Annotated in this window: 21 protein-coding genes, 1 tRNA gene, 2 other RNA genes and 2 pseudogenes; 12 read left to right on the top strand and 14 right to left on the bottom strand. The window is 64.0% G+C overall.

Going from position 1 to position 25332, the window contains the following annotated elements; all coding sequences use genetic code 11:
• Window positions 1–124: 124 nt before the first annotated feature.
• Both hutH and hutI read right to left on the bottom strand, forming a co-directional pair.
• Window positions 125–1666 carry a histidine ammonia-lyase gene (gene hutH / locus A7D17_RS11530; RefSeq protein ID WP_064509207.1) on the bottom strand — a complete coding sequence of 514 codons (1542 nt, stop codon included), beginning with the start codon at window positions 1664–1666 and terminating at the stop codon, window positions 125–127.
• A 17-nt stretch (window positions 1667–1683) separates the two neighbouring features.
• Window positions 1684–2889 (bottom strand): imidazolonepropionase, encoded by a 1206-nt coding sequence (gene hutI / locus A7D17_RS11525; RefSeq protein WP_064509206.1) that lies wholly within the window; start codon window positions 2887–2889, stop codon window positions 1684–1686.
• A 60-nt stretch (window positions 2890–2949) separates the two neighbouring features.
• Between hutI and A7D17_RS11520 the strand changes: the two genes are divergently transcribed.
• The gene (locus tag A7D17_RS11520; RefSeq protein WP_064509205.1) at window positions 2950–4326 is read left to right on the top strand and encodes a formimidoylglutamate deiminase; all 1377 of its coding nucleotides are present in this window, start codon (window positions 2950–2952) and stop codon (window positions 4324–4326) included.
• A gap of 4 nt (window positions 4327–4330) precedes the next feature.
• On the opposite strand, the gene A7D17_RS11515 is transcribed toward A7D17_RS11520, so the two are convergent.
• A non-coding RNA gene (locus tag A7D17_RS11515) (sX9 sRNA) lies at window positions 4331–4403 on the bottom strand.
• A 107-nt stretch (window positions 4404–4510) separates the two neighbouring features.
• On the opposite strand from A7D17_RS11515, the gene hutC reads away from it, so the two are divergent.
• The gene (gene hutC / locus A7D17_RS11510) at window positions 4511–5248 is read left to right on the top strand and encodes a histidine utilization transcriptional repressor HutC (RefSeq protein WP_064509204.1); all 738 of its coding nucleotides are present in this window, start codon (window positions 4511–4513) and stop codon (window positions 5246–5248) included.
• A gap of 485 nt (window positions 5249–5733) precedes the next feature.
• Here the strand turns inward: hutC and A7D17_RS11505 are convergent, their stop codons facing one another.
• The 3 genes from A7D17_RS11505 to A7D17_RS11495 form a co-directional block, all read right to left on the bottom strand.
• Complete coding sequence (locus A7D17_RS11505) at window positions 5734–6726, bottom strand: restriction endonuclease (RefSeq protein ID WP_064509203.1); 993 nt, start codon at window positions 6724–6726, stop codon at window positions 5734–5736.
• Between the two features lie 347 nt (window positions 6727–7073).
• A complete protein-coding gene (locus A7D17_RS11500) occupies window positions 7074–7640 on the bottom strand; it encodes a phasin family protein (protein ID WP_064509202.1) in 567 nt (188 codons plus the stop codon).
• 159 nt (window positions 7641–7799) lie between these two features.
• Complete coding sequence (locus tag A7D17_RS11495) at window positions 7800–8075, bottom strand: polyhydroxyalkanoic acid system family protein (protein WP_029219471.1); 276 nt, start codon at window positions 8073–8075, stop codon at window positions 7800–7802.
• Window positions 8076–8323: 248 nt separating this feature from the next.
• Between A7D17_RS11495 and A7D17_RS11490 the strand changes: the two genes are divergently transcribed.
• Entirely contained in the window at window positions 8324–9133 is an 810-nt protein-coding gene (locus A7D17_RS11490) for an FHA domain-containing protein (protein ID WP_064509201.1), read from the top strand.
• Here A7D17_RS11490 and msrQ read toward each other — a convergent pair.
• Both msrQ and msrP read right to left on the bottom strand, forming a co-directional pair.
• Window positions 9075–9731: a protein-methionine-sulfoxide reductase heme-binding subunit MsrQ gene (msrQ, locus tag A7D17_RS11485; RefSeq protein ID WP_064509200.1), complete on the bottom strand. Its 657-nt coding sequence runs from the start codon at window positions 9729–9731 to the stop codon at window positions 9075–9077. The genes A7D17_RS11490 and msrQ overlap by 59 nt on opposite strands.
• Before the next feature lie 124 nt (window positions 9732–9855).
• The gene (gene msrP, locus A7D17_RS11480; protein ID WP_064509199.1) at window positions 9856–10824 is read right to left on the bottom strand and encodes a protein-methionine-sulfoxide reductase catalytic subunit MsrP; all 969 of its coding nucleotides are present in this window, start codon (window positions 10822–10824) and stop codon (window positions 9856–9858) included.
• A 176-nt stretch (window positions 10825–11000) separates the two neighbouring features.
• Here msrP and serC point away from each other — a divergent pair, with 176 nt between their 5' ends.
• The 3 genes from serC to aroA all read left to right on the top strand — a co-directional run bounded on the left by serC (window position 11001) and on the right by aroA (window position 14859).
• Window positions 11001–12086: a 3-phosphoserine/phosphohydroxythreonine transaminase gene (serC, locus tag A7D17_RS11475; RefSeq protein WP_064509198.1), complete on the top strand. Its 1086-nt coding sequence runs from the start codon at window positions 11001–11003 to the stop codon at window positions 12084–12086.
• A gap of 66 nt (window positions 12087–12152) precedes the next feature.
• Window positions 12153–13418, top strand: a complete 1266-nt coding sequence (gene pheA / locus A7D17_RS11470) for a prephenate dehydratase (protein WP_064509197.1) — start codon at window positions 12153–12155, stop codon at window positions 13416–13418.
• Window positions 13419–13542: 124 nt separating this feature from the next.
• Window positions 13543–14859 carry a 3-phosphoshikimate 1-carboxyvinyltransferase gene (gene aroA / locus A7D17_RS11465; protein ID WP_064509196.1) on the top strand — a complete coding sequence of 439 codons (1317 nt, stop codon included), beginning with the start codon at window positions 13543–13545 and terminating at the stop codon, window positions 14857–14859.
• Here aroA and A7D17_RS11460 read toward each other — a convergent pair.
• The gene (locus A7D17_RS11460) at window positions 14843–15409 is read right to left on the bottom strand and encodes a TonB family protein (protein ID WP_082861912.1); all 567 of its coding nucleotides are present in this window, start codon (window positions 15407–15409) and stop codon (window positions 14843–14845) included. The two genes, aroA and A7D17_RS11460, sit on opposite strands and share 17 nt — an antisense overlap.
• A 247-nt stretch (window positions 15410–15656) precedes the next feature.
• Window positions 15657–16319, bottom strand: coding sequence for an energy transducer TonB (locus tag A7D17_RS11455; RefSeq protein WP_064509194.1), 663 nt, complete (start codon window positions 16317–16319; stop codon window positions 15657–15659).
• Window positions 16320–16429: 110 nt separating this feature from the next.
• Between A7D17_RS11455 and serS the strand changes: the two genes are divergently transcribed.
• Entirely contained in the window at window positions 16430–17710 is a 1281-nt protein-coding gene (gene serS / locus A7D17_RS11450; RefSeq protein WP_064509193.1) for a serine--tRNA ligase, read from the top strand.
• A 374-nt stretch (window positions 17711–18084) separates the two neighbouring features.
• On the opposite strand, the gene A7D17_RS11445 is transcribed toward serS, so the two are convergent.
• Window positions 18085–18161: non-coding RNA, sX9 sRNA (locus tag A7D17_RS11445), on the bottom strand.
• Between the two features lie 60 nt (window positions 18162–18221).
• Window positions 18222–18800, bottom strand: a pseudogene (locus tag A7D17_RS11440) (FMN-dependent NADH-azoreductase).
• Window positions 18801–18900: 100 nt separating this feature from the next.
• Between A7D17_RS11440 and A7D17_RS11435 the strand changes: the two are divergent.
• From A7D17_RS11435 to A7D17_RS11420, 4 genes are all read left to right on the top strand, one after another.
• Window positions 18901–19917, top strand: coding sequence for a LysR family transcriptional regulator (locus A7D17_RS11435; RefSeq protein WP_007964080.1), 1017 nt, complete (start codon window positions 18901–18903; stop codon window positions 19915–19917).
• 404 nt (window positions 19918–20321) lie between these two features.
• Window positions 20322–20411 (top strand) — tRNA-Ser (locus A7D17_RS11430).
• An 87-nt stretch (window positions 20412–20498) separates the two neighbouring features.
• Window positions 20499–22019, top strand: a complete 1521-nt coding sequence (locus A7D17_RS11425; RefSeq protein ID WP_064509192.1) for a site-specific integrase — start codon at window positions 20499–20501, stop codon at window positions 22017–22019.
• Between the two features lie 129 nt (window positions 22020–22148).
• Window positions 22149–22544 (top strand): H-NS histone family protein, encoded by a 396-nt coding sequence (locus tag A7D17_RS11420; RefSeq protein WP_064509191.1) that lies wholly within the window; start codon window positions 22149–22151, stop codon window positions 22542–22544.
• Window positions 22545–22772: 228 nt separating this feature from the next.
• Here the strand turns inward: A7D17_RS11420 and A7D17_RS24065 are convergent, their stop codons facing one another.
• Both A7D17_RS24065 and A7D17_RS11415 read right to left on the bottom strand, forming a co-directional pair.
• Window positions 22773–23531 (bottom strand): hypothetical protein, encoded by a 759-nt coding sequence (locus A7D17_RS24065; protein WP_153041933.1) that lies wholly within the window; start codon window positions 23529–23531, stop codon window positions 22773–22775.
• 438 nt (window positions 23532–23969) lie between these two features.
• The gene (locus tag A7D17_RS11415) at window positions 23970–24407 is read right to left on the bottom strand and encodes a GNAT family N-acetyltransferase (RefSeq protein WP_239692170.1); all 438 of its coding nucleotides are present in this window, start codon (window positions 24405–24407) and stop codon (window positions 23970–23972) included.
• Between the two features lie 491 nt (window positions 24408–24898).
• On the opposite strand from A7D17_RS11415, the pseudogene A7D17_RS22800 reads away from it, so the two are divergent.
• Window positions 24899–25332 (top strand): annotated as a pseudogene (locus tag A7D17_RS22800) (transposase); the annotation flags it as partial.

The raw sequence follows: 25332 nt of genomic DNA, 5'->3' as shown, positions 1-25332 counted from the left end.
TCATCGCGCCGCGCGACCCTTGCACCCGCAGTGCCGGGATGTACGGCATCCGCCAGAGGGGCGATACCAGGCAGTGCATGGCGGGAGGCGAACGCGCTGCGCAGGCCGTCTGCAGATCGCCGCATCATGCATGCTGCTCCACGCCCGGCAAGGCGATCGCCACTGCGTCGGCCAATGCGCCGGAACGCACCAGTGCGCTGGCAGCCAGCATGTCCGGGTGGAAGTAGCGGTCGTCCTGCAGCGTCGGCACCTGTGCGCGCAGCAGGGCACGTGCGGCTTCCAGCGCGGCGCTGGAGCGCAGCGGCGCGTGGAAGTCGCAGCCCTGCACGGCGGCCAGCAGCTCGATGCCGATCACGTGCGCGGCGTTCTCTGCCATCGCCAGCAGGCGGCGCGCGCCATGCGCGGCCATCGACACGTGATCTTCCTGGTTGGCAGAGGTGGGAATCGAATCGACGCTGGCCGGATAGGCGCGCTGCTTGTTTTCCGACACCAATGCCGCAGCGGTGACCTGCGGAATCATGAAGCCCGAGTTCAAGCCCGGGCGCGGGGTGAGAAACGCCGGCAATCCGGACAAGGCCGGGTCCACCAGCATCGCGGTACGGCGCTCGCTGATCGAGCCGATCTCGCAGACCGCCATAGCCAGCATGTCGGCGGCAAACGCCACCGGCTCGGCATGGAAGTTGCCGCCAGACAAGGCTTCGCCGGTGTCGCTGAAGACCAGCGGATTATCGGAGACGCCATTGGCTTCGATTTCCAGGGTGCGCGCGGCCTGCCGCATGATGTCCAGCGCCGCGCCCATCACCTGCGGCTGGCAACGCAGGCAATACGGGTCCTGCACGCGCACATCGCCAAGCCGGTGCGACTCGCGGATCGCCGAGTCGGCCATCAGGGCGCGCAGCGCGGTCGCGGTGGCGATCTGCCCTGGCTGCCCGCGCAGGGCATGGATGCGCGCATCGAACGGCGTATCCGAACCCTTGGCTGCTTCCACCGACAAGGCCCCGGTGACCAGTGCCGCCTGCAACACGGTTTCGATCTCGAATAGACCGGCCAGTGCGCAGGCGGTGGAGAACTGGGTGCCGTTGAGCAACGCCAGCCCTTCCTTGGCGCCGAGCACGCGCGGTTGCAGCTGCGCCTGCGCCAAGGCGTTGGCCGCCGGCAGCCGTTGTCCATCGACGAAGGCTTCGCCAACGCCGATCATCACCGCCGCAAGATGCGACAGCGGCGCCAGATCGCCGGATGCCCCAACCGAGCCCTGGCATGGCACCACCGGGGTGACCCCGGCGCGCAGCATCGCCTCGAGCAGGGCCAGGGTGTCCGGCTGCACCCCCGAGGCACCCTGGGCCAGGCTGGTGAGCTTGAGTGCCATCATCAGCCGTACCACCGGCACCGGCGTAGGCTCGCCGACGCCGGCGGCATGCGACAGCACGATATTGCGTTGCAGGGTGGCCAGGTCGTCGCGCTCGATGCGCACGCTGGCCAGCTTGCCGAAGCCAGTGTTGACGCCGTAGACCGGCTCGCCGCGCGCGACGATCGCTTCCACCGTCTGCGCACTGCGCAAGACCGCCGCCGCGCAGGCCGGATCCAGCGCCGCCTCGGCGCCGCGATACAGCGCACGCCACTGTGCAAGCGTGACAGCGCCGGGTTGCAGAACAACAGAAGCACTCATGACAACTCCAGAGATAATCAGGTCAGATGCCCGCGCCAGACGCGGGCATGCAGCGGGTTGAAGCCCATGCGATACACCAGGTCGGCCGGCGCCTCGATGTCCCAGATCGCCAGGTCGCAGTCCAAGCCGGTGCGCAGCCGTCCCAGCCGCGCAGCGCGGCCGAGCGCGCGCGCCGCTTCGCGGGTGAACCCGGCGATGCATTCGTCCACGGTCATGCGGAACAAGGTGGCTGCCATGTTCATTGCCAGCAGCGGGCTGGTGAGCGGTGAGGTTCCCGGGTTGCAGTCGGTGGCCAAGGCCAGCGGAACGCCGGCCGCACGCAGCGCGGCGATCGGCGGCAGTTGCGTATCGCGGGTGAAGTAGAACGCGCCCGGCAACAGCACCGCGACCGTGCCGGCGGCGGACATTACCTCGATGCCGGCCTGGTCCAGGTATTCGATATGGTCGGCCGACAAGGCGCCATGGCGCGCGGCCAGCGCTGCGCCGTGCTGGTTGCTCAATTGCTCGGCATGGATCTTGACCTGCAGGCCGTGCGCCTGCGCGGCGACGAATACCTGTTCGGCCTGCGTGGTCGAAAACGCCAGATGCTCGCAGAACACATCCACTGCCTCGGCCAGCCCTTGCGCGGCCACGGCGGGAATCATCTGCGTGCAGACCACATCGATATACGCCTGTGCATCGCTTCCCGGCGGCACCGCATGCGCGCCCAGAAAGGTGGGCACCACCTCGACCCGGCGCAAGCTGGCGAGCTGGCGTGCCACGCGCAGCTGCTTGGTCTCGTCTTCCAGGGTGAGCCCATAGCCGGATTTGATCTCCAGCGTGGTCACGCCTTCGGCGAGCAGCGCATCCAGGCGCGGCAGGCTGGCAGCAAGCAGCGCCGCGTCGTCGGCAGCGCGAGTGGCGCGCACCGTTGCCACGATGCCGCCACCGGCCGCAGCAATCTGCGCATAGCTGGCGCCACGCAGGCGTTGTTCGAACTCGTTGGCGCGATTGCCGGCGTAGACCAGGTGGGTATGGCAATCGATCAGGCCCGGGCTGATCCAGCGCCGCTGGCAATCGTGCGCGATGCCGGCGGTCAATACCGGCGCCTGCGCGGCCGGGCCGGCATAGACGATGCGGCCGTCCTGGCTGGCAACCACGCCGTCGTCCACGACGCCCAGGCCACCATCGGCGGCGTCCAGGGTCATCAGTTGCGCGTTGTGCCAGAGAACGTCGCAATGCATGGCGCAGGCTCGTGGTGTCTGATATGTATATACAATAGGGTCGTCAATCGGAGGTGTCCAGTGGCAGACGAGCAGGCACATGCGCAGGTGTTTTGGGCTGCCCGGGCCTTGTTGCCGGAAGGCTGGGCCAGCCAGGTGCGGATCACGCTGGCGCAAGGGCACATCGTCTCGGTGCAGCCGGAGACCGCGCCCGGCGGCGCCGACCTCCGCTGCGAGGTGTTGCTGCCCGGCCTGGGTAATCTGCACAGTCATGCCTTCCAGCGCGGCATGGCCGGGCTGACCGAAGTCGGCGGGCGCAGCGGCGACAGTTTCTGGAGCTGGCGCGAGTTGATGTACCGCTTCGTCGACCGGCTGGACCCCGACAGCCTGCAGGCGATCGCCGAGCAGGCCTACGTTGAAATGCTGGAGAGCGGCTTCACCCGGGTTGGCGAATTCCATTACCTGCACCACAGCCCCGGCGGCACGCCCTACGCGCAGGCTGGGGAGATGTCCGGGCGCATCGCAGCGGCGGCGGCCAATACCGGGATCGGGCTGACCCTGTTGCCGGTGTTCTACGCGCATTCGGACTTCGGCGCTGCCGCGCCGAACATCGCGCAGCGGCGGTTGATCCACGACATCGACGGCTTCGCGCGCCTGCTCGACGACTGCCGACACAGCCTCAAGGCGCTGCCGGACGCCGTGCTCGGGCTTGCGCCGCACAGCCTGCGTGCGGTCACGCCGCAGCAACTGGTGGACCTGCAGCCACTCACCAATGGGCCGATCCACATCCATATCGCCGAGCAGCAGCGCGAGGTCGACGCCTGCCTGGCGTGGTCAGGCCAGCGTCCGGTGGAGTGGCTGCTGGCCAATGCGCCGGTGGATACGCGCTGGTGTCTGGTGCATGCCACCCATGTCACCGCCAGCGAGGTGCAGGCGATGGCGCAACGCGGCGCGGTGGTCGGGCTTTGCCCGATCACCGAGGCCAACCTGGGCGACGGGATCTTTCCGATGCAGGCCTTTGCCGCGGCCGGCGGTCGCTTCGGCGTCGGCTCGGATTCGAACGTGTTGATCGATGCCGCCGAAGAGCTGCGCCTGCTCGAATACGGCCAGCGGCTGACGCTGCAGGCGCGCAATGTGCTGGCGCCGGCCGATGTTTCCAGCGGTCGCTGGTTGTACGACCGCGCCGGTGCGGGCGCCGCGCAAGCGCTGGGTGTCGCCCAGCACGGGATACGGGTCGGTGCGGCGGCCGACCTGGTGGAGCTGGACCTGACGCATCCCGCCTTGCTGGCACGCAGCGACGATGCAGTGCTGGACAGTTGGCTGTTTGCCGCGCGCGGCACTGCGGTCCGTAACGTCTGGCGCAATGGCCGGCCGGTGGTGCGCGACGGACAGCATGTGGACCGTGCGCGGATCGCCACGCGTTTTGCCGAAATCCTGCGAACAGTGCTGGGCAGCTAAAAGCGGCTAGCACAAGTGGCAAGCAGTCATCAGGTGGGTGCGAATGGTGCGGAGGAATCGAAGTGTACGAGTGGTATGCCGGTTTGGAGCACGCGTCGCGCCCGCCTGGCCGTGAGCGTAGTCGTTCTGTTAGCCGGTCTAAGCGGATGCGCGCACAATGCAGGTCTGACCGGAGACCTCTGCTTTGACCGCCATCCCCATCGCCGCGCCCGGCACCTTGCACCAACGCATCCGCCAGGATCTGGAGCAACGGATTCACAGCGGCGACTGGCCGCCCGGGCACCGCATTCCGCCGGAGCACGAGTTGATGGCCCGCTACGGATGCTCGCGCATGACGGTCAACAAGGTGCTCGGCCTGCTGGCCGACGCCGGCATGATCGAACGCCGCCGCCGCACCGGCTCGTTCGTGGCGCGGCCGCATCCGCATCTGGAACAGGTGGCGCTCTCGATCCCGGACATCGAGGTGGAAATGACCACGCGCGGTCACTCCTACCGTTTTTCGCTGCTCTCGCGGCGGCTGCGAAGCGTGCGTCAGCGCGTGCCGCAAGAGCGTGCGCTGGGCAGCACCGGCAAGCTGCTGGCGCTGGAAAGCGTGCATCTGGCCGATGGCAGCCCGTTCGCGCTGGAGCAGCGCGTGATCGATATCACCACCGTGCCGGATGCCCTGGCGCAGCCGTTCACCGAGGTGGCGCCGGGCAGCTGGCTGCTGCGCAACGTGCCGTGGACGCGCGCCGAACACCGCATCAGCGCTGTCGGCGCCGACGCCGCGCAGGCCAGGCAATTGCAGGTGGAAGAAGGTGCTGCCTGCCTGGTCATCGACCGCCACACCTGGCGCGGCGAACAGCCGGTGACCTACGTGCGCCAGCTGTTCCTGGGCGGCTCCTACGACCTGGTGGCGCGGTTCGCACCGGGAATGCGCTAAGGCAGCGCGCAGAACGGCGTACAGCATCTCCGCGATGCGGTAGCGCCGGCAGCGGCGCCATGCATCCGCACCACCAGATCGTCCGCGAGCGAGCGCTCGTGTGCGGTCGCAGTGGCTAATGAGGGCCGCCTGGCGACGGTCACGCAAGCGCCGCGGCGATGGCTGCTCACGCACGGTTGCTGCAGCGTTTTTCATCAACAGCCATTGGGAACACAGCCAACGAGTCGCACCGTCTCGAGTCGCACCCTCTGTCGCGCAAACACCACACCGCACGCAGTGGACCAACTACGGCAACGACCTCGTGCCCTCACATCGCAACCGGGCCGGCGCACTGACGCAACATATCTCTCACCGCGAAAATCTTAATCCCGATTCCCGATTCCCGATTCCCGATTCCCGATTCCCAAATCCCAAATCCCAAATCCCGAATCCCAATTCCCAATTCCCAATTCCCAATTCCCAATTCCCGATTCCCAATTCCCGATTCAAATCGTCGTGCACTGCCGCCATCGCACCGGTTCTGCCACCCCTGCACGTGGATTGAGCTGCACCCGCACGGTGCGCAGATACGGGTAGCGCTTGAGTTCCTCGCAGATCAGCGGCCACGCGGCGCTGTCTTCGATGGTGCGATCCACCGCCAGCGTGGCCTGCGTGATCCAGATGCCGCGCACCAGGCCCGGTGTCTGTGCCAGGGCCTTGGAGACGTCGCGCCGGTAGCCCTGCAGCGTTTCCGCGTCCGGTTCGCCGGCGTCCGCTGCCGGCGGGGGAGCGGGTACCGGTGTGGCCGCAACCGGCGGCGCGGCGGGCGCGGCTGGCGTCGCCGGCGGTGTCTTGCCCGCCGCTGCGCGCTGGGCCGCTGCAACGGGGGCTGACGTCGGGGTGGGCTCCGGCGGACGCAGTCCCACAACCGCCAGCAGCGCCAGCGTGGCCAGTGCCGCACCGGCGATGATGCTGTGGCGGATGGCACGGCGCCTGGCCATGCCCACCACGCCGGTCTCCACATCGCCTGGCAGGTAGGGCTTGAGCAGGGGCCACAGGCGAGTGCCGTCCAGTACTTCGATGGATTGTTTTTCGGCCGCAGCCAGACCTTCGCGTTCCATGCGCCCTTCGGTCACCATCACGCCGCCACCGGCGCCGGCCAGGCGGGCCATCGCGCCCAGCTCATTTACCGCGGCCACGCCGATGCGGTAACCGCGGCCATGTTTGCAGGCCACCAGGCGGCTGCCGTGATCGGTCTGCATCATGAAGTCTGCAGTCGGCAGGCCATCCTGCGGCAGCTGGGTCGGTTGCCAGCCACGCTGGTCCTGCAGGACACGCAGCACCACGGCGGAAAAGTCGCGCCAATGCATGGCCGCCAGGGCGCGCACGCCTTCCGTGGTTTCGTTGGCGCGGCGTCGCACCAACCAGAGATAGGCACACACTGCCAGCCAGAGCAGCAGTGCAGCCGGGAGCGCCAAGATCCAGGAAGGCATAAGCATCAAGCGAAGGTATGGCGCGTATTACGAGTCGATGCCCCTAGAAGAATCCTTCGCGCCGGATTCGTCAATGGATCGCTGGCGGAGATATCGCGAGCCGTGACCCAGACAGCGAAAGACCCGCCAGTCCGAAGCCGTGAGGGGAGGGGAGCAAACGGACTTCGTACAACAGGACTGGCGGGTCGTTCCCGATTGTCTGAAAAACCATGCTGCTTTGCAACATCGCGAGGCGCGAAGCAAAACCGCCGTCCGTTCAATGCCGGAACCACGCATGGAGCGCGCGCCGCGCCCAGCTCGGACGCGGCGTGCCAACGCTGACGGCCGGTCCGCATGCCCGCACGAGCCGGGTCTTATTCGCCGTCGAAGGCCGCGGCATTGCCGGTGGGGGATGCGCCGCTGGCACCGGTCGAACTGCCGCTACCTGCGGAATCGCTGCTGGCGGCCTGCGCGGCCTGGTTGGCGGTCCGGTTGGCGCGCTTGGTCGCCGCCGTATTGGCCCGTACCTGGGCCTTCAGCGACTCGACCTCGCGACGCAGGTTTTCCAGCTCTTCCTGCTCGGGGATATTGAGCGTGCGCAGCACACCCTTGACGCGCTCGTCGAAGGCCTTGCCCAGCTTGTCCCAGCCGCGCACCGCGGTATCGCGGGCCTGCTCGAACTGGGTCTCCACTTCTTCGCGCAGCTCGTCCACGCTGTCGGCGGCTTTGCGCTGGCCAGTGCGCTCATAGGCGGCGCCTTCGCGCACCAGCGAGTCGAACAACTTGCCGCCTTCGCTCTGTACGCGTCCAAGTGCACCTAGCCCGGCCAGCCACACGGTCTGCGCCGATTCGCCGAGCCGGCGCGAAATCTGCTCCGCCTGGGCCTGGAAGCCCGAAGCCGCGGTGTCGCGGTTGCCGTTCTGATCGTATCCGGTCGTCATGCGATGCTCCTGTCGATTGCCGAAGTGACGTTGGGTTCACCCTAGTGCCGGCCTTGCATCGGACAGGTGAAACGCGGTCCGGTCAGGCCTGCCCAAGCATCCGCCCATCCCGCGCGGGGCGGGTGACTTGGCGCTGAAGCAGCGGCAGCGACGACGCGCTCAGGCCAGCTTTTCCGACAATAGCCGACGGATTTCCGATTCCACCATCGGCTGCATCGCCGATAGCAGGAAGCCAAGCTCGGCCGTCACATGCACCTGCTGCGGCAGCAGGGCAATCGCGCCATCCACGCCTGACCGCGAGATGCGCAAGGTGTCGCCTTCCCACTGCGAGGCCACGCCGTAGCGATCGGTGAGCTTGCGCGCCGCCTCGTCGATCGCTGCGCGGGCCTGTGCCGGCGTCAAGGAGTGGTCATGGCGGATATCGATGCTGGACATGAGGGGCCTGGGTGATACGAAAGTAGGCGCGCATTGTGCGCATGCGCGCGCCTGGCTCCAAGTGCGGCCGTATGTCGTGCGGCCGTACGTCGCGCCTCGCCAGCCTGGCGGCATGGGCCACCGCGAACTGGCGCAGGCCCTGGATCCGGCTGCGAATGCGGCACCTCATCAACCATGCTGGCCGGCGGCGCGCAGGCGCGGTGAGGTTGTTGGCCGCTCTCAACGGCAAACCTGCTAGGCTGCGGCCGGTGCGCGACCTGCAAGTTCATTTCACCCACCGGCAGCAGCCGGACCATTCCCTCAAGCCCGGCGTCCACCGGATCGTACGGCATGCCTCCGGCAGCGTGCGGGTGGTGGCCGATGCGCAGGGGGCGCTGCTGTTGGCGCAGTTCTGCCTGGACCAGCGCGGGCTGTGGCTGCAGGTGGCCAACGGCATCCGCGGGATCCACGTCAACGGACGCCCGGTGCGTCGCATGGCCTTGCTGCGGCCCGGCGATGCGATCTACGCCGACGGCGTGGAAATGCTGCTGCGCAGTGCCCCCTCCAGTGCGCCAGCCAACGATCTGCCGCCCGACGATGCCGGGCTCAGCGAGGTCTGCCTGCTGCTGCGTGGGTTGGGCGGGCGCCATCACGGGCGCAGCTTCACCCTGGATCGCTCACGCCTGGTGGGCAGCGACCCGGCCGCGGACATCGTCATCGACGATCCGGCCTTCACCGCCCAGCACGCGCGCCTGGAACGCCATGGTGACCGCGTGCTGATCCGCGATCTGGGCTCGGAAGAAGGGAGCTGGATCAACGGCGTGCAGGTGCGCGATGGCTGGCTGCAGGCCGGCGACCAGGTGGTATTCGATGCCCGCCACCGGTTTGTGGTGGAAGTGCCGCGCATCCATCACGGCACCACATGGGATATCCCCGATTCCGAACCGCCCCTGCCACCACGCGCAGTGGCCGAACCTTCGCGTGCGCCGATGAAGGTCGCCCGCTGGCCGTGGTTGCTGCTCAGCGCGGTGCTGCTGGCGGCTGCGCTGAGCGCCTTGCTGTGGTTCGGCGCGCGCTGAGTTTTTTCCAGACCCGCCAGCCCAGCAGGGCGGCAAGAATGCCGGCATACAGCGCTGGCTCGCGGATATCGGACTTCACCAGCCACCAGAAGTGCAGCACCGCCAGCACCCCGATCGGGTAGATCAGCTGGTGCAGCCGGCCCCAGTTGCGCTTGAGCCGGCGCATCCAGCCCTGGGTGGAGGTGATCGCCAGCGGCAGCAATAGCAGCCACGCGGCAAAGCCCACGGTGATGTAGGGACGCTTGAGGATCTCTTCGAAGATCTGCGTCCAGAAGCCGCGCAGGTCCAGGCTGAGATACACCGCCAGATGCACGCTGGCGTAGAAGAATGCATACAGTCCCAGCATGCGCCGGAAGCGGATCACTACCGCCTGGCCGGTGAGCTGACGCAGTGGTGTGATTGCCAAGGTGATCACTACGAAGCGCAGCGCCCACAGCCCGGTGCGATGCTCGATCTCGGCCACCGGATCGGCACCCAGCGCGTCGCTACCGGTTTGCCACACCTGCCAGAACTGCCAGGCGAGCAATGCGATCGGCGCCAATGCAGCCACGTGTACCGCAGTCTTGGCGGCGATCAGGGGGACGGAAGTCTTGGCCATGCGATCTCGAAGAAGGAAGCGATGCCCAAGCGCAGGGGCGCGCCCGGGCGCGACGGGCTTTGCTGGTCATGCCTGTCGCGCCCGGGTGCGCTCCTGCGCAGGTCGATAGCAAGGTGCGTGTTGCCTAGAACCACTTTTTCAGGTCCATACCCGCATACAGCGAGGCGACCTGATCGGCGTAGCCATTGAACGGCTTGGTCGCAATCCGCTCGGCAAACAGCTTGCTGGCGGTACCGGGGATGCGGCGCTCGGTCTTCTGGCTCCAGCGCGGGTGATCCACGGCCGGGTTGACGTTGGAAAAGAACCCATATTCGGACGGCTGCAGATCGTGCCAGGCGGTTTCGGGCATCTTCTCGACGAAGCGGATTTCCACGATCGACTTGATGCTCTTGAAGCCGTATTTCCACGGCACCACCAAGCGCAGCGGCGCACCGTTCTGCTGCGGCAGTGGCTTGCCGTACAGGCCGGTGGCCAACAGGGTCAGCGGGTGCATCGCCTCGTCGATCCGCAGGCCTTCGCGATACGGCCAATTGATGGAGCGGTAGCGCACGCCCGGCATCTGCTGCGGGTCGGCCAACGTGGTGAAGGCCACATACTTGGCCTTGGAGGTTGGCGCAAAGCGCTTGAGCACCTCGCCCAGCGGCATGCCGGTCCACGGGATCACCATCGACCAGCCTTCCACGCAGCGCAGCCGGTAAATGCGTTCTTCCGACGCCACGCCCTTGAGCAGCTCATCCAGCGACAGGCTGCCGGGCTTTTCGCATTCGCCGCTGACCTTCACCGACCACGGCGACAGCTTGAGCGTCTTGGCCGCCTTCGACGGGTCGGTCTTGTCGGTGCCGAACTCATAGAAGTTGTTGTAGCTGGTGACGTCTTCCAGCTTGGTCAGTTCTTCGGCGGTGCGGAAGCCGCTGCGCGCCTGCGCCGGGGTCACCACGGTCCTGGGCGGCGGCGGTGGGTCGGCTTCGGCGCAACCGGTCACGCCGATTGCCGGAGTCAATGCCAACAGCTGCAGCAGCCGACGCCGCTCGCGGTAAACGGACTCATCGGTGATCTGGCTGGCGGGCAGTTTGAAGGCATCGCGAAACGACATGGCAGGCTCCGGCAGTGGCTGCAGCGTTGAGAGTAACCAACCGGGACAAAAGTTCGCTCCGGTGCACCACCACGTTACGTCACGCTCAGTCAAAAGGATGCAGCTGCAACTTTTTTGCCCGCTGCCAAGCCCGATGCGCTGCGGCATACTAGAAGGCTAGCTCGACAAGGTGTGCCATGACTCGCGCGTTCAATTTCAGTGCCGGCCCTGCGGCATTGCCGGAATCGGTCCTGCGCCAGGCGCAGGCGGAGATGGTCGAGTGGAATGGCGTGGGCGCCTCGATCGTGGAAATCAGCCACCGCAGCGCCGATTTCATGGCGGTGGCGGCCGCGGCCGAAGCCGACCTGCGAACCTTGTTGTCGATTCCCGACGACTACGCAGTGCTGTTTACCGCCGGTGGCGCCACCACCATCCAGGCGCTGTTGCCGCTGAATTTCGCCGCGCCGGGCCAGGCTGCCGACTACGTGATCAGCGGGCACTGGGGCAAGACCGCGATCAAGCAGGCCGCGCCGTACGTGGATGCGCGCATCGCTGCCGATGCGCAGGCCGAAGGCTTCATCGACATCCCGCCGGTGGCCAGCTGGACCTTGTCGCCGCACTCGGCCTATGTGCACATCACCGCCAACGAGACCATCCACGGCGTCGAATTCCGCGACATTCCGGCGGTGGGGACACTGCCGCTGTTCGCTGATTTCAGCTCCTCCATCGCCTCCGAGCCCCTGGATATCTCGCGCTACGGGCTGATCTATGCCGGTGCGCAGAAGAATCTTGGGCCGGTCGGGATCTCGGTGGTGATCGTGCGGCGCGACTTGCTGGAACGCGCCGGCCAGCCGCGTGCGGACATCTTCAACTATGCCTCGCACCTTGCGCGCGACTCGATGCTCAACACGCCGCCGACCTGGAACTGGTATGTGCTCGGGCTGACCGTAAAGTGGATGCTGGAGCAGGGCGGGGTGGAAGAATTTGCGCGGCGCAATGCGGAAAAAGCCGCGTTGGTGTACGGCGCCATCGATCGTTCCGGCGGCTTCTATCGCAACCTGGTCAAGCCGGCAGTGCGCTCGCGCATGAACATTCCATTCTTCCTGCCCGATGAGCAGCTGGATGCGCGATTCGTCAGCGAATCCAAGGCCGCCGGCCTGCTTGCATTGAAGGGCCACAAGGCGGTGGGCGGTATCCGCGCCTCGCTCTACAACGCCATGCCGGTGGCCGGCGCGCAGGCGCTGGTGACCTTCATGCACGACTTCCAGCAGCGTCACGGCTGAGCCCACTTCCATCCGCGGCGCAGGCCGCGCAGGCGCATGCGCCGTCTTTTCGAGGAACGCCCAGCGATGGCATCCAGATCCAGCAAATCCACGCCCACCGCCGGCGGCAAGCGCGCACCGGCGAAGACCGCCGACGAGGCGGCCGCGAGCGCGCCGGTTGTCAAGCCGGCAGGCAAACAAGCCAAGCCGGCAGGCAAACAGGCCAAGGCGGCAGTCAAACAGGCCAAGGCGGCCGGCAAGCCGGTCACCGCGGCACCGGTATTGGCCGATGTGCGCGCCAAGATCGACGAGATCGACCGCAACATCCAGGCGCTGATCGCCGAGCGCGCCAACTTCGCCCATCAGGTCGGCAAGGCCAAGGGCAAGCTGGCCGCGGCGGTGGACTACTACCGCCCCGAGCGCGAAGCGCAGGTGCTGCGCATGGTGGTGGACCGCAACGAGGGCCCGCTCAGCGATGAAGTGCTGGTGCACGTGTACCGCGAAATCATGTCCGCGTGCCTGGCCCAGCAGGAGCCGTTGAAGATCGGCTACCTGGGGCCGGAAGGCACCTTCAGCCAGCAGGCGGTGCTCAAGCACTTCGGGCGCTCGGCGGTAGGCCTGCCGATGGCGACCATCGAAGAAGTGTTTCAGGAAGTGGAAGCCGGCAACGCCGATTTCGGCGTGGTGCCGGTGGAAAATTCCGGCCAGGGCACCATCCAGGTCACCCTGGACATGTTCCTGACCTCCAACCTGAAAATCTGCGGCGAAGTCGAACTGCGCGTGCATCAGTATCTGCTCTCGCGCAATGGCCGGCTGGAAGATATCGAACGCATCTACGCGCATTCGCAATCCTTTGCACAGACCGCCGGCTGGCTGCGTTCGCACCTGCCCAAGGTGGAAAAGATCGCGGTCTCCAGCAATGCCGAAGGCGCGCGCCGCGCACGCAATGCCGAAGATGCTGCAGCGATCGGCGGCGAGAGCGCCGCGCACGTGTACGGCCTGAAGAAGGTCATCATGAAGTCGATCGAGGACGACGATGACAACACCACACGCTTCCTGGTGATCGGCCGGCAGATCTTCCCTTCGTCCGGGCATGACCGCACCTCGGTGCTGGTGTTCATCCACGACAAGCCGGGCGCATTGTTCGACGTGCTCAGCCCGTTCGCGCGCCATGGCATCAGCATGAACCGCATCGAATCGCGGCCTTCGCATCAGGCCAAGTGGGAATACGGCTTCTTCATCGATCTGGTCGGCCATGTGGAAGACGAGGCGATGAAGCAGGCGCTGGCCGAGCTGGAAGCGCATTCGGCACAGATCAAGGTGCTGGGGTCGTATCCGGTGGCCATTCCCTGAGCAAGCGTCTCCGGCCCCAGTCCGGCCGCCACCGGCGCGCCGCCGCCCCGGCGATGACGGCGCCGCCATTTCTTACCCAGCGCATCGCCCGGTACGGCGATGCCGCAGCACTCGGATCAATCGCATGAGCAGCAGCACCCAGCACTGGATCGCGCAGCAAGGCAGCGCCTTGCGCGGCACCCTGGTCATTCCCGGCGACAAATCGGTCTCGCATCGGGCGGTGATGTTCGCCGCACTCGCCGATGGCGTGTCGCAGATCGACGGCTTTCTGGAAGGCGAAGACACCCGTTCCACCGCGGCGATCTTCGCCAGGCTGGGCGTGCGCATCGAAACGCCATCGGCGTCGCGGCGCATCGTGCATGGCGTGGGTGTGGACGGGCTGCAGGCGCCCGGCCAGGCGCTGGACTGCGGCAATGCGGGCACCGGCATGCGGCTGCTGGCCGGCCTGCTGGCGGCGCAACCCTTCGATAGCGTACTGGTGGGCGACGAGTCCCTGTCCAAGCGGCCGATGCGGCGCGTGACCGGCCCGCTGGCGCAAATGGGCGCGAAGATCCAGACACAGGACGATGGCACGCCGCCGTTGCAGGTGCAGGGCGGGCAGGCATTGCACGGCATCGACTTCGTCTCGCCGGTGGCCAGTGCCCAGGTCAAATCGGCGGTGCTGCTGGCTGGTTTGTATGCGCAGGGCGAGACCTCGGTGAGCGAGCCGCATCCCACGCGCGATTACACCGAACGCATGCTGTCGGCATTCGGCGTGGAGATCGACTTTTCGCCCGGCAAGGCGCGCCTGCGTGGCGGCCAGCGCCTGCGTGCCACCGACATCGCAGTGCCGGCAGATTTTTCCTCGGCGGCATTCTTCATTGTCGCCGCCAGCATCGTTCCCGGCTCTGACGTGGTATTGCGTGCGGTCGGCCTGAATCCACGCCGCACCGGGCTACTGGCAGCGCTGCGCCTGATGGGTGCGGACATCAGCGAGGAAAACCATGCCGAACATGGCGGCGAGCCGGTGGCTGACCTGCGCGTGCGTCACGCACCGCTGCGTGGCGCGCAGATTCCCGAAGCGCTGGTGCCGGACATGATCGACGAGTTTCCCGCGCTCTTCGTGGCGGCGGCCGCAGCCTCCGGGCAGACCGTGGTCACCGGCGCGGCCGAACTCCGGGTCAAGGAATCGGACCGCCTGGCCGCAATGGCGACCGGACTCCGCACGCTGGGCGTGCAGGTGGACGAAACGCCCGATGGCGCCACCATTCACGGCGGGGCCATCGGCAGCGGCGTGATCGAAAGTCACGGCGACCATCGTATTGCGATGGCATTTGCGATTGCCGGGCAGTTGTCTACCGGGAAGGTGCAGATCAACGATGTGGCGAACGTGGCCACCTCGTTCCCGGATTTCGACACCCTGGCGCAGGGCGCCGGCTTTGGCCTCAGCGCTGCGCGCTGAACTCCACCGGCACCTGCACGGTGCTGACCACGGCATGCCCGTCGCGTGTGGCGGGCTCGAAGCGCCATTGCTGCAAGCTGCGCACCACCGCTGCGTCCAGGCGGGGGTCGCTGCTGCCCTCGCGCTCGACGATGGTCACCTCACGCACGTGCCCTTGCATATCCAGCTGCAGCCGCGCCGTCCGGCTGCCTTCGAGATCGGCACGGGCCAGCTCGGCCGGGTAGGCGGGCAGGGCATTGCCGGGGAGCGGAATGGCTTCCTTGCTGCTGACCGGTGCACGCATCGGCTGATGCGCCACCATGGTCATCGCGCGCGGGCCATCGGCGCTGGGCAGGATCTGCCTGCTGGCCGCCGGGGCAGGGGCCGTGTCGGTGGCGAACGATTCGTCACTGTGGCGCGCCCACCACCAGGTCGGGATCACCACCAGCACGGCAACCAGGGTCGCCCAGAGCCAGGGCGAGGCTCCGTCGTTCTCCATGTCCTGCCTGCGCGTCTCTGCAGCACGTGGCAGGGCCGGACTCTGGGTTGAAGGATTCGAGGTGAAGGACATGGCCGACCTCCTGGCGCATCTGTGGGATGACCCAGGCAGTCTGGTCGGCATTGCCTGAGGGGCAGCTAAGGCAGGGCGGACTTGCTCCACCCAGGCTGTGTCGTGATTCAGCTTAGTGACGCTAACGGGCTACGGTGCGAGACGTGAGTGGGCCGCCCAAGTTCACGATTTAACAGCTCTTTCATCGATTGCCGGGGCCGGACGACGCCTGGTGCCGCCAGTGCCCAGTGCATGCTGTTAGCCCCGCTTACTGCGCAGGCTTGAACTCGAAGGGGATGTCCAGGCTGCCGGCCACCGGCTGGCCATTGTTCTGCGCCGGATGGAAGCGCCAGTGCCGCACGGCCTCCATCGCCGCGCGGTCCAGGTCGCGCGAGCCGCTGCGCTGCACCAGGGTGACTCCGCCCGGATTGCCGGCCGCGTCCACATCCACGCGCACCACCACGTCGCCAGCGTCGCCGCGGCGCAAGGCCGCCGAGGGATAACGCGGCGGCGGCATCTGGCCCTGCATCGGAACCGGGCGGTTGCCGCCTGCCATCGGTGCAGAAGGCGCTGCCGTGCCCGGCGCTCCGGGAGCAGCGTCTTCAGGCAAGGGAGCCGGTGCTGGCGGGGGCGTTGGCGCAGTTTCCACCAGGGTGGGGGTGTCTTCCTGCGGCTTGGCCTGCGGCATGTCGCTGGCGCTGTCCTGCGCCGGCAGTGGTGCAGGCAGCGGCTGCAGCGTGTCGTCCGTGGCGGTCGCGTTGGCGCTCGGCTGGGTGGGCGAGGGCTTGTAGAAGTCGTCCTTGCGGCCGGTGGCCCAGACCAGCAGGAACAGCAGCAGGCCGGCGCCGAAGGCAATGCCGGCAATTTTCAGGGTGTGGCGGGGCAGACGCAGGACGATCTGGCGATCGGACGCAGGGCGGGGCGCGGGCATAGGACTCACCTGAAGGATCGCCGCAATTCTGGCATAGCCCCGGTGAATCGATCGCAGCAGGTGGCGGAACAGGCGATAATCCCAGGCTCCCACCGACACACAGACTTCCGATGCTAGATCCGGCCCTGCTTCGCCAACATCCCGCCGACCTTGCCGAGCGCCTGCGCAGCACGCGCAGTTTCTCCCTGGACACCGCGGAACTGGAGTCGCTGGAGAGCGAGCGCAAGCGTATCCAGGTGCGCACGCAGGAGTTGCAGAGCCTGCGTAATTCGAAATCCAAGGCGATTGGGCAGGCCAAGGCCAAGGGCGAAGATGTTGCCGCGCTGATGGCCGAGGTGGCCGGTTTCGGCGACGAGCTCAAGGCGTCGGAAGAGGCCCTGGATGGCATTCGCGGCAAGCTGGAGATCATCGCGCTGGGCTTGCCCAACCTGCCCGCCGACGATGTCCCGCACGGCCAGGACGAGGCCGACAACGTGGAGCAGTCGCGCTGGGGCACCCCGCGCACCTTCGACTTTGCGGTCAAGGATCATGTGGAACTCGGCGCGCCGCACGGCTGGCTGGATGGCGAAACCGCCGCCAAGCTCTCGGGCGCACGTTTCACCGTGTTGCGCGGGCCGATTGCGCGCCTGCACCGCGCGCTGGCGCAATTCATGCTCGACCTGCACGTCGGCGCGCACGGCTACGAAGAAACCAATGTGCCGTTGCTGGTCAACGCCGATTCGATGCGCGGCACCGGGCAGTTGCCCAAGTTCGAAGAGGATTTGTTCCAGACCGAAGTGGGCGAATCGCGGCGATATCTGATCCCCACCTCAGAAGTGCCGCTGACCAATATCGTGCGCGACGAGATCATCGATGCCGAGCGCCTGCCGCTGCGCATGACTGCGCATTCGATGTGCTTTCGCGCGGAAGCCGGCAGCGGCGGCCGCGATACCCGCGGCATGATTCGCCAGCACCAGTTCGAGAAGGTCGAGCTGGTCACCGCCTGCGCGCCGGACGACAGCGATGCCGAACACCAGCGCATGACGCGCTGCGCCGAAGTGGTGCTGGAACAGCTCGGCCTGCCGTATCGCAAAGTGTTGCTGTGCACCGGCGACATGGGCTTTTCCGCGATCAAGACCTACGACCTGGAAGTCTGGCTGCCGTCGCAGAACACCTATCGCGAAATTTCATCGTGCTCCAACTGCGGCGATTTCCAGGCGCGGCGCATGCAGGCGCGCTGGCGCAACCCGGCCAGCGGCAAGCCGGAACTGCTGCATACCCTCAACGGCTCGGGCACGGCGGTGGGCCGCGCGATGATCGCGGTGATGGAGAACTATCAGAACGCCGATGGCTCGATCGATGTGCCGCAGGTGCTGCGTCCGTACATGGGCGGGCTGGAAAAAATCGGTTGATGCCACCCGCATCGGAGCCGGTGCGCCACGCACCGGCTCCGATACGCGGCAACGGGTCTGCGTGACGTCGATACCGCTACGCGCGGCCGATCCGCAGCCCGGTTGATGCTGGCTGCTGCGCAGGAGTCTGCAGCTCGCCACTACCAGCAGCATCCAGAACGACGAACAAAAAGGGGCCTGCAAAGGCCCCTTTTTGTTTGCCTTGCGATGCGCACGCGCGATTGGAGGTATTGGTGCAAGCGTCAACCAGGATCTCGCATGCCCGCAGCAGGACGCGCAGATATGCGGGCAACGGAGGCACGGACACGAGCCATGCACATCCCGCATTGCGCGATGTGCTGCGACGAATGCCGAGAAACCGTGCGCTCAAGAGCGGCTAACACCATCTGGCGAGCAGTTGTCAGACGGGTGCGGGCGGTGCGGCCAGCACCGGAATCTGCGCGTCGTCCATGCCGATTTCGAATGCCGGCCGCGTCCGCCTGGCGGCTGCGCAATCGTCCTGCCACCTGCACTAGGCAGCCATTTCTTCCGGTTGCTGCAGTGATGCCAGCGCCTGGGCCAGCGCGTCGTTGCGATGCTGTGGCGAATAGGCACCGCCTTCCGCACGCACAAAGCTCACCTCGTCGATGCCCAGAAAGCCGAACACCTGGCGCAGGTACGGTTCCTGGAAATCGTTGCTCGTCTCGGGGTAGATGCCACCACGCGCGCTGGCGATGATGAGGCGCTTGCCGCCGGCCAAGCCCTCCGGCCCCGTGGCGGTATAGCGGAACGTGCGCCCGGCCACCGCGATCCGGTCGATCCACGCCTTCAGCGTGGAGGGAATGCTGAAGTTGTACATCGGCGCACCGATCACGATGACGTCGGCATCCAGAAACTGCTGCATCACCTGCTCGGCGGCGGCCGCCTAGGCCGCATCGGCCTGCGCCAGCGACTGGCCGGTGAGATGGGGGATCGGGTCCTGGTCCAGGTCGCGGTAGCTCGCCTGCAGGTCCGGGTGAAGCAGGCGCTGCTGCGCCACCACGGCAGCACTGAGTTCGCGGCTGATGGAGTTGGCGCCCAGGGCACTGGAATCGAGATGAAGCAGCTTCATGGCAAGGACCTGCTGGCACGCGGCGGCGCCGCGGAGGCGTGCAGCTAGGTCGTTGCTCTGTTGGGATAAAGATGGTTAAATATCACTTATCGTTCTATCCATGGATACCTGCGCCATGCACGACCTGAATGACCTGTACTACTTCGCGATGGTGGTCGACCACGGCGGCTTCGCCGCAGCCGAGCGCGCGCTCGGCATCCCCAAATCGCGCCTGAGCCGGCGCATCAGCCAGCTCGAAACCGACCTGGGCGTGCGCCTGCTGCAGCGCTCCACGCGCCGTTTTGCGGTCACCGACGTGGGCACCAGCGTGCACCGCCATGCCCAGACCATGCTCGCCGAGGCCCAGGCCGCGCGCGAGGTGGTGGATCGTCTCAGTGCCGAGCCACGCGGTCTTGTACGTGTGAGCGTTCCTGTCTCGCTCGCGCAGATCCAGTTGCCCAAGCTGCTTCCGGAATTTCTGGCCAAGTACCCCAAGGTGCGGCTGCAGCTCAACATCAGCAACCGCCGCGTCGACGTCATCAATGAAGGCTACGACATCGCCCTGCGGGTACGGTCGCGCCTGGACGACGACGGCAGCCTGGTGATGCGCAGCTTCGGCCAGGTGCAGGAACTGCTGGTGGCCAGCCCCAAATATCTGGACCGCGCCGGACGCCCGAAAGACCCGAGCGAACTGGCTAACCACACCACCATGAGCACCAGCGAAGACGAAGCCCATCAGCGCTGGGAACTGCATGGCCCGAACGGCGAAATGCGCCGCGTGGACCTGCAGCCGCGCCTTGCCGGATTCGATTTCCCGTTGCTGCAATCAATGGCGCGCGATGGCTTCGGCATCACCATGCTGCCGGAAACCGTGTGCGCCGAAGCGGTGCGCAGCGGCGAACTGGAAGTAGTGCTCCCGCACTGGTCGTTGCCGCAAGGCATCTGCCACGCCGTGTTCGCCTCGCGTCGCGGCCTGCTGCCGGCCGTGCGCGTGTTCATCGACTTCCTGGCCGAACACCTGCCGCAGGAGATCGAACGCTCACGCCTTGACTGCGGCGGCAATTGCGCCGAACTGGCCGAAAAGCTCAAGCGTGCCGCCGGCACTGCGCCGCGCCTGGCGGTGGCCGAGGCAGGCTGAGCACTCGTTGTCGAAGCCGGCTGAGGGCTGTGCTTGGATGCTGCGCTGGCTGTCCGGTTGTTTGGCAGCCCGCGAGGTGCTCGGCAGTCAGTTCACTTCAGACGTTCGGCCGGCTGCGTCCATCTTGGGTGCATCCCGCCGATCACCACGTGTAGCGGCCGGCCACGAGTAGCGCCGCGCTACGCTGCGCCAGCCGGCCAGCTAGCCAGCTAGCTAGCCCGCCACAAGCGAGTGGTGCCACCAAGCAAAACGCGCCCGGGCATGCGAGAATGCGCGCCCGGGAGCACTCCTGGGAGTGGTGGCCCAGCACAAGATGCCCGTGTGGCCACCATCAGGCGTCACCCGCGCAACGCGGGTCGCCAGCGTGACAGCCGATGCCTTCGGCGATCATGCGTAGCAGCATCGGAGAGATGGCCGAGCGGTTTAAGGCACCGGTCTTGAAAACCGGCGAAGGGTCAAACCTTCCGTGGGTTCGAATCCCACTCTCTCCGCCAAGTTGGATCTAAGTTGTTGATTTTTAACAATTATTTCTAGCTTGATGAAGGTCTTCGGCAGGACACAAATCGGGACACATCTCCCCGATGCGTATCCCTCATCACCTCACTCGCTCTCCAACGGGTCACTGGGCTTTTCGTCAGCGCGTGCCTGTCGATCTGCAGCGTGTGCTCGACCAAAAGGTCATCAAACGAACCCTCCACACCAGCGAGCTTGCCAGTGCGCGTCTGCGCGCATTGCTGCTTGCCGCAGGCTATGCTCAGGCCTTCGACGTGTTGAGGGATCGACGTGTGGATAAGCTGGGCAAGAAAGACATGGAAGCCTTGGTCGAGCGCCTAGGCCATGGAGCTTCGCTTCGTGAGCTCACCTTGCATCGCACGCAAGCACCGGATGGCACGATCAGTGAGCGCTGGCAGATCGACAACGACGAAGATCTTCGGCTCTTCCGCAAGAGTCAGACATGGGCCAATGCGGCAGAAGTCGCCGCCATCGGCGCTCTTGACCCTGGTCTTACAGTTCAACCGAAAGCTTCTCTGCCGCAGGTGGCCGAGGTCATTGTTTTGTCGAAGGCGCGCGAGGCTTGGTTGGCAACCATCAAGAGTCGCACCCTCCCCAAGACCTATACGATCAAGATGGCGGCTGTTGATTCGCTGGTCGCTTTTTTGGGGGCAAAGACCAAGCTCCACACGATCACGCGACCTGATTTGGCTCGCTGGTATCAGCACATGCGGGAGAAGGGTGCTTCGACACCAACACTCACAAACAAGCAAAGCTATGTGGGCGGGAAGGGCGGCTTCTTTGATTGGGCGATTGCCTCTGGCTACTACCCCAAAGGCGACAACCCCGCATCCGGACATGTGAGCTACTCCGTGCGAGAGAAGCGTGCCAGGCGCAAGCTTGGGTTCAAAGCCTATGACCGTGAGCAAATCAAAACGATCTTCTCCCCGGTCAACTTCGAACGACTCTCGGCCAATGCCCGATGGGCAGCTTTGATTGGTCTTTATACGGGGGCGCGAGCATCAGAAGTCGGGCAGCTGTTGGTGGCTGATGTGTTCAAAGAGGGCAAGATCCCTTGCATCCGGATTTCGGATGAAGGCGAGCACCAGAAGGTCAAGACCGAAGTGAGTTTGCGCACGGTGCCGCTGCATCCGGATCTTTTGGCCCTAGGTTTTATGGAGTGGGTCGATACCTGTAAGGCGGCTGGACACAAGCGACTGTTCCCCCAAGCAAGGGCGGACGCCAAGAATGGAGCCGGCAATTGGATCACCAAGGCGTTCAGTCGCCATCTCGCCGAGATCGGAAAAGAGTGGCCGAAGGCAAAGCGTGGTTTTCACTCGCTTCGCAAGTCGGTGATCCAGGAGTTGCAGGGGGCTGGGTGTCCTTCGGAGTTGCGCGCTCAGATCGTGGGTCATGAATTGGACGACGAGCACCACGCGACGTATAGCCGTGATTTCACCGTCGCAGAAAAGCTCAAAGGCTTGAGCAAGCACTCTCCTGGTTTGAAATCGTTGCACTATGGCTTGAACGTCGAGCTTCTTCGCAAATGCCTTGGTGCAGACGGGGGCATGAAAGCTGTATCGTTTAGGCGTGTTCGGCCATTTCCCTAAACTATTGCGAAAACATGCTACTAAAGCCAAAGAGTTGAGCTTGCTGACTTGACCAGACACAGCTTTGCTGCGATAAATTTCTCCCGAATAATTTGCTAATCAACCGTCAACCGATTGGAATAGTCCTGAATGACAACCGCGTCTTTGAGTGCCCTTGCCGCTGCTAAAGAGAAATTGGCAGAAGAAATTCGGAAGTTGGAAGAGCAGGAAGCTCAGCTACGCCAGCAGCAATCATCTGAAGCTTATTCGGAGATCGTCAAGCTTCTCGACCAATACACCGAGCATTTCAGTGCAAAGCAGAAGTCCGAGATTGCGGCTCTGATCGGCGCTGATGTGGTCAAGCCGAAAAAGGCTGCTTCCACAAGAAAGGAAGTAGCGCCCAAGTATTGGTTGCCACACAATCAGGAGACATGGTCAGGGCGCGGTCGTCCGCCTAAGGCCTTCACCATTTGGCAGGGGAGCGCGTCTTACAAAGAGTGGAAAGCCAAGCATCCCGACGAAAAGTTCCCTAAGTATCCTGGGTGAATTTGAAGAGGCCTCGCACGGCGAGGCCTTTCTCCAAGTGCGGAGCTTTGGGGAATATCGGGAAGAGTTCTCTGACACTAACTAAACTCATAGCATTCCCCAGAAGGTGCTATTCAACTTTGCAATCGTCTACCGTGACTTTGCCTCAGCACGCAAACCAACCACGTCTTTTACTCGACCTAGCTCTGGCGGCACAGAATGTCCCTTCGGCACGGTGGCGCGATGCATTTAAGTAAATGTAGGGGCTAGAAAACCGCCCCGTCGGAAAATCTCCAGTTCAGGTCTTATAATTGCCCACATTTCATGTAAAGGCTCGAGAAAATCTAGCGCGATCAACTCGCCCGAAAATTGGTATTCATATGTGGATTTGTCATCCTTAAGATCATAAATCTCTGTATTAGCTGCAATGGGATGGCAAAGATTGTCCAAGCTGCCACTTAGACTCACAAAAGCATTGGTTAGTGCCTCGCGGACATCATCAGGGAGGTGAAATTGATCAGGGAACTGCCTGATGTAGAATCTCTTCAAAACATATATGGATATCATGAAGCGGGAATAGGTGATTGGGTGTGCTTTCGGGAAGTAGTCGAGTGTTAATGCGTCATGATAGAGGTGCGCTATATATATTCCTAGAACGTATCCAGCTCTAATTGATCGTTCGGCGGTGTCGCGCTCAGATTGAGGGAGGTCATTTTGAATTCTTACTTGTTCGATCATGGGTTCAAATACTTTTATGACCGACGAGGTCGCAGTAGTGTCGGCATCCATTTCAAGTGTTTTTAGAGTTAGCGCTTTCTCTTCAATCGTATTTGAGTGGTGAATAAATCCTACGGATTTTATGAAATCCAGGTGTCCGTTGGAAATATGTGCAAGTTCGTGACCCACGATGAAGCATAAAGCTGCCTGATAGATGTATTTTGGCTGTGATGGCAGTAATAGATATTTGGGGTCTTTGGTGTGAAATACAATTTCTTTGGCAATATCCATCAAGAATTTGCCTGAAAAGTCTCTCGGCTCACTTATGTGAGGTGCTCCAATTATCTCGTTAAGAGCTTCTAGAGATTGAACTCGTAAACATAGGGAAAGCAATGTTTCGAACGTGCGGGTGTCAACGAGTATTACAAAGTCGTCTTGTCCAACGTGCATGGCTTGAAAAGGACTTTGGGATGACACTACTGCAAAGGTCACATTTGCATTTATTTTTGCCGAAACAAGTAGGCTGCTGACGACCCGGTCAAGTTCGTTGATTAATCCTGGCCATTTTTCATTTGCTTCCTCTTAAGAATATGCGTATTCCAAAGGTTTAGGTTTTAGCTTGAGTGACATTACTTTGAATATTGAATCATCAGGTGCGTAAAGCATTTAAGACTCCTATTAATTGCTTGGAAGGTGTGTTTATGTTTTTTACTGTTTTTAAGCGTGGTATTAATGGTTGCTCAAATAGCGTAATGCAAGTGTCATAATGTTGGACGTGACTTCCCCACGGTCCAAGCCATGCACCATGGCTATCCGGCACGATTTGCTGCACGATAAACCAAAGCGGGCATAAAACGGGTGCGTGTGTCGGCTGGTATCCAGCACGACTCGCTCAATGTCCGGCGTAAGACGTATCGCTTCAAGGCGAGCCATGAGCAGCTGTGTTACCAAGCCCTGGCGCTGTAGCAGCGGATGCACCATGCCCCAGCCGAGGCTTTCTGTCGTGCCACCCGTGCTGATGGAGTAGCCCGCACAGGCCACCAGCTCGCCCGCACGCTCAATGACGTGATAGTGCCAGGCGGCAGCGTGGTGCGTTAGAAAGCGCACGAATTCTGGTCTTTCCTCAGCGCATAAAGACGCCGGCACATTGCCATCGAAGACCGCCATGCACGCGTCAAAGTCGCGAGAGCGGTAGGTCCGAATCGTATCCAGCCGGTCAGTTTGCCTCAGACACGTAAGCGCACTGCAAAAGCTAATGCGCAAGCGCAAGCCTGGGCCATGCGCACGGTGCTTTGTCCCATAGACCCAGTGACCGATAACCCTGCAGCTGTCCTCTTTACTCAGGTAGGTATCTGCCAGCTAGCTTGGGTCTCAGCGTTTTCATCTCCACCAGCGCTGGGCCTCTTGAAGGGAATCTTGGCTTCGCTGTCCCGACCGCAAGGGCAAGCCTCCTTCTCGACGCTTGCGCTTTGTTACGGCCCTGCGCTGCGCGCTGCTTGCGCAGTGCTCGCTCTCGGGTGCGGTAGGGCCGGACGCTTCGCCTGTCGGTTCCCACGAGGCGCACAACGCGCTGGTGGAGAAGAACCGATGAAGCTTGATACGCCCAGGCTTTCCTAGACATCTCAAGGCCATGGAAAATGGCAGATTCGGAGGTGTCCATGAGCAGCAAGCGGTATACGGATGAGTTCAAGATCGAAGCGGTCCGGCAAGTGACCGATCGTGGGTTCAAGGTGGCAGAGGTCGCCGAGCGACTGGGTGTCACGACGCACAGCCTGTACGCCTGGCTGCGCAAGTTCGGCAAGCCTGGCGTGGTGCATCGCGCCGAGGTGGACCAGAGCGCCGAGGTTCGGCGGCTGAAGGCAGAGTTGCGTCGCGTGACCGAGGAGCGCGACATCCTAAAAAAGGCCGCCGCGTACTTTGCCAAGGGGTGAAGGCAAAGTACGCGTTCATGCAAGACCATCGCAGGGAATTCAGGGTATGCGCGATGTGTCGGGTATTGCGCGTCAACCGGGCGGGTTATTACGCCTGGTTACGCTCGCCTGACAGTGAGCGCGCCAAGGAAGACCAACGCCTGCTGGGATTGATCAAGCAC

This window comes from Xanthomonas floridensis (assembly GCF_001642575.1).
GTDB classification, from domain to species: domain Bacteria; phylum Pseudomonadota; class Gammaproteobacteria; order Xanthomonadales; family Xanthomonadaceae; genus Xanthomonas; species Xanthomonas floridensis.
The sequence above is the reverse complement of the archived record's forward strand: the minus strand, read 5'-3'. Positions and strand labels throughout refer to the sequence as shown.

What these genes read in the sequence shown, in the direction of transcription:
- hutH (WP_064509207.1), bottom strand. Translation starts at nt 1,666, where the DNA reads ATGAGTGCTTCTGTTGTTCTGCAACCCGGCGCTGTCACGCTTGCACAG.
- hutI (WP_064509206.1), bottom strand. Translation starts at nt 2,889, where the DNA reads ATGCATTGCGACGTTCTCTGGCACAACGCGCAACTGATGACCCTGGAC.
- A7D17_RS11505 (WP_064509203.1), bottom strand. Translation starts at nt 6,726, where the DNA reads ATGCTTATGCCTTCCTGGATCTTGGCGCTCCCGGCTGCACTGCTGCTC.
- A7D17_RS11500 (WP_064509202.1), bottom strand. Translation starts at nt 7,640, where the DNA reads ATGACGACCGGATACGATCAGAACGGCAACCGCGACACCGCGGCTTCG.
- A7D17_RS11495 (WP_029219471.1), bottom strand. Translation starts at nt 8,075, where the DNA reads ATGTCCAGCATCGATATCCGCCATGACCACTCCTTGACGCCGGCACAG.
- msrQ (WP_064509200.1), bottom strand. Translation starts at nt 9,731, where the DNA reads ATGGCCAAGACTTCCGTCCCCCTGATCGCCGCCAAGACTGCGGTACAC.
- msrP (WP_064509199.1), bottom strand. Translation starts at nt 10,824, where the DNA reads ATGTCGTTTCGCGATGCCTTCAAACTGCCCGCCAGCCAGATCACCGAT.
- serC (WP_064509198.1), top strand. Translation starts at nt 11,001, where the DNA reads ATGACTCGCGCGTTCAATTTCAGTGCCGGCCCTGCGGCATTGCCGGAA.
- pheA (WP_064509197.1), top strand. Translation starts at nt 12,153, where the DNA reads ATGGCATCCAGATCCAGCAAATCCACGCCCACCGCCGGCGGCAAGCGC.
- aroA (WP_064509196.1), top strand. Translation starts at nt 13,543, where the DNA reads ATGAGCAGCAGCACCCAGCACTGGATCGCGCAGCAAGGCAGCGCCTTG.
- A7D17_RS11460 (WP_082861912.1), bottom strand. Translation starts at nt 15,409, where the DNA reads ATGTCCTTCACCTCGAATCCTTCAACCCAGAGTCCGGCCCTGCCACGT.
- A7D17_RS11455 (WP_064509194.1), bottom strand. Translation starts at nt 16,319, where the DNA reads ATGCCCGCGCCCCGCCCTGCGTCCGATCGCCAGATCGTCCTGCGTCTG.
- serS (WP_064509193.1), top strand. Translation starts at nt 16,430, where the DNA reads ATGCTAGATCCGGCCCTGCTTCGCCAACATCCCGCCGACCTTGCCGAG.
- A7D17_RS11435 (WP_007964080.1), top strand. Translation starts at nt 18,901, where the DNA reads ATGGATACCTGCGCCATGCACGACCTGAATGACCTGTACTACTTCGCG.
- A7D17_RS11425 (WP_064509192.1), top strand. Translation starts at nt 20,499, where the DNA reads ATGCGTATCCCTCATCACCTCACTCGCTCTCCAACGGGTCACTGGGCT.
- A7D17_RS11420 (WP_064509191.1), top strand. Translation starts at nt 22,149, where the DNA reads ATGACAACCGCGTCTTTGAGTGCCCTTGCCGCTGCTAAAGAGAAATTG.
- A7D17_RS24065 (WP_153041933.1), bottom strand. Translation starts at nt 23,531, where the DNA reads ATGGATATTGCCAAAGAAATTGTATTTCACACCAAAGACCCCAAATAT.
- A7D17_RS11415 (WP_239692170.1), bottom strand. Translation starts at nt 24,407, where the DNA reads ATGGCGGTCTTCGATGGCAATGTGCCGGCGTCTTTATGCGCTGAGGAA.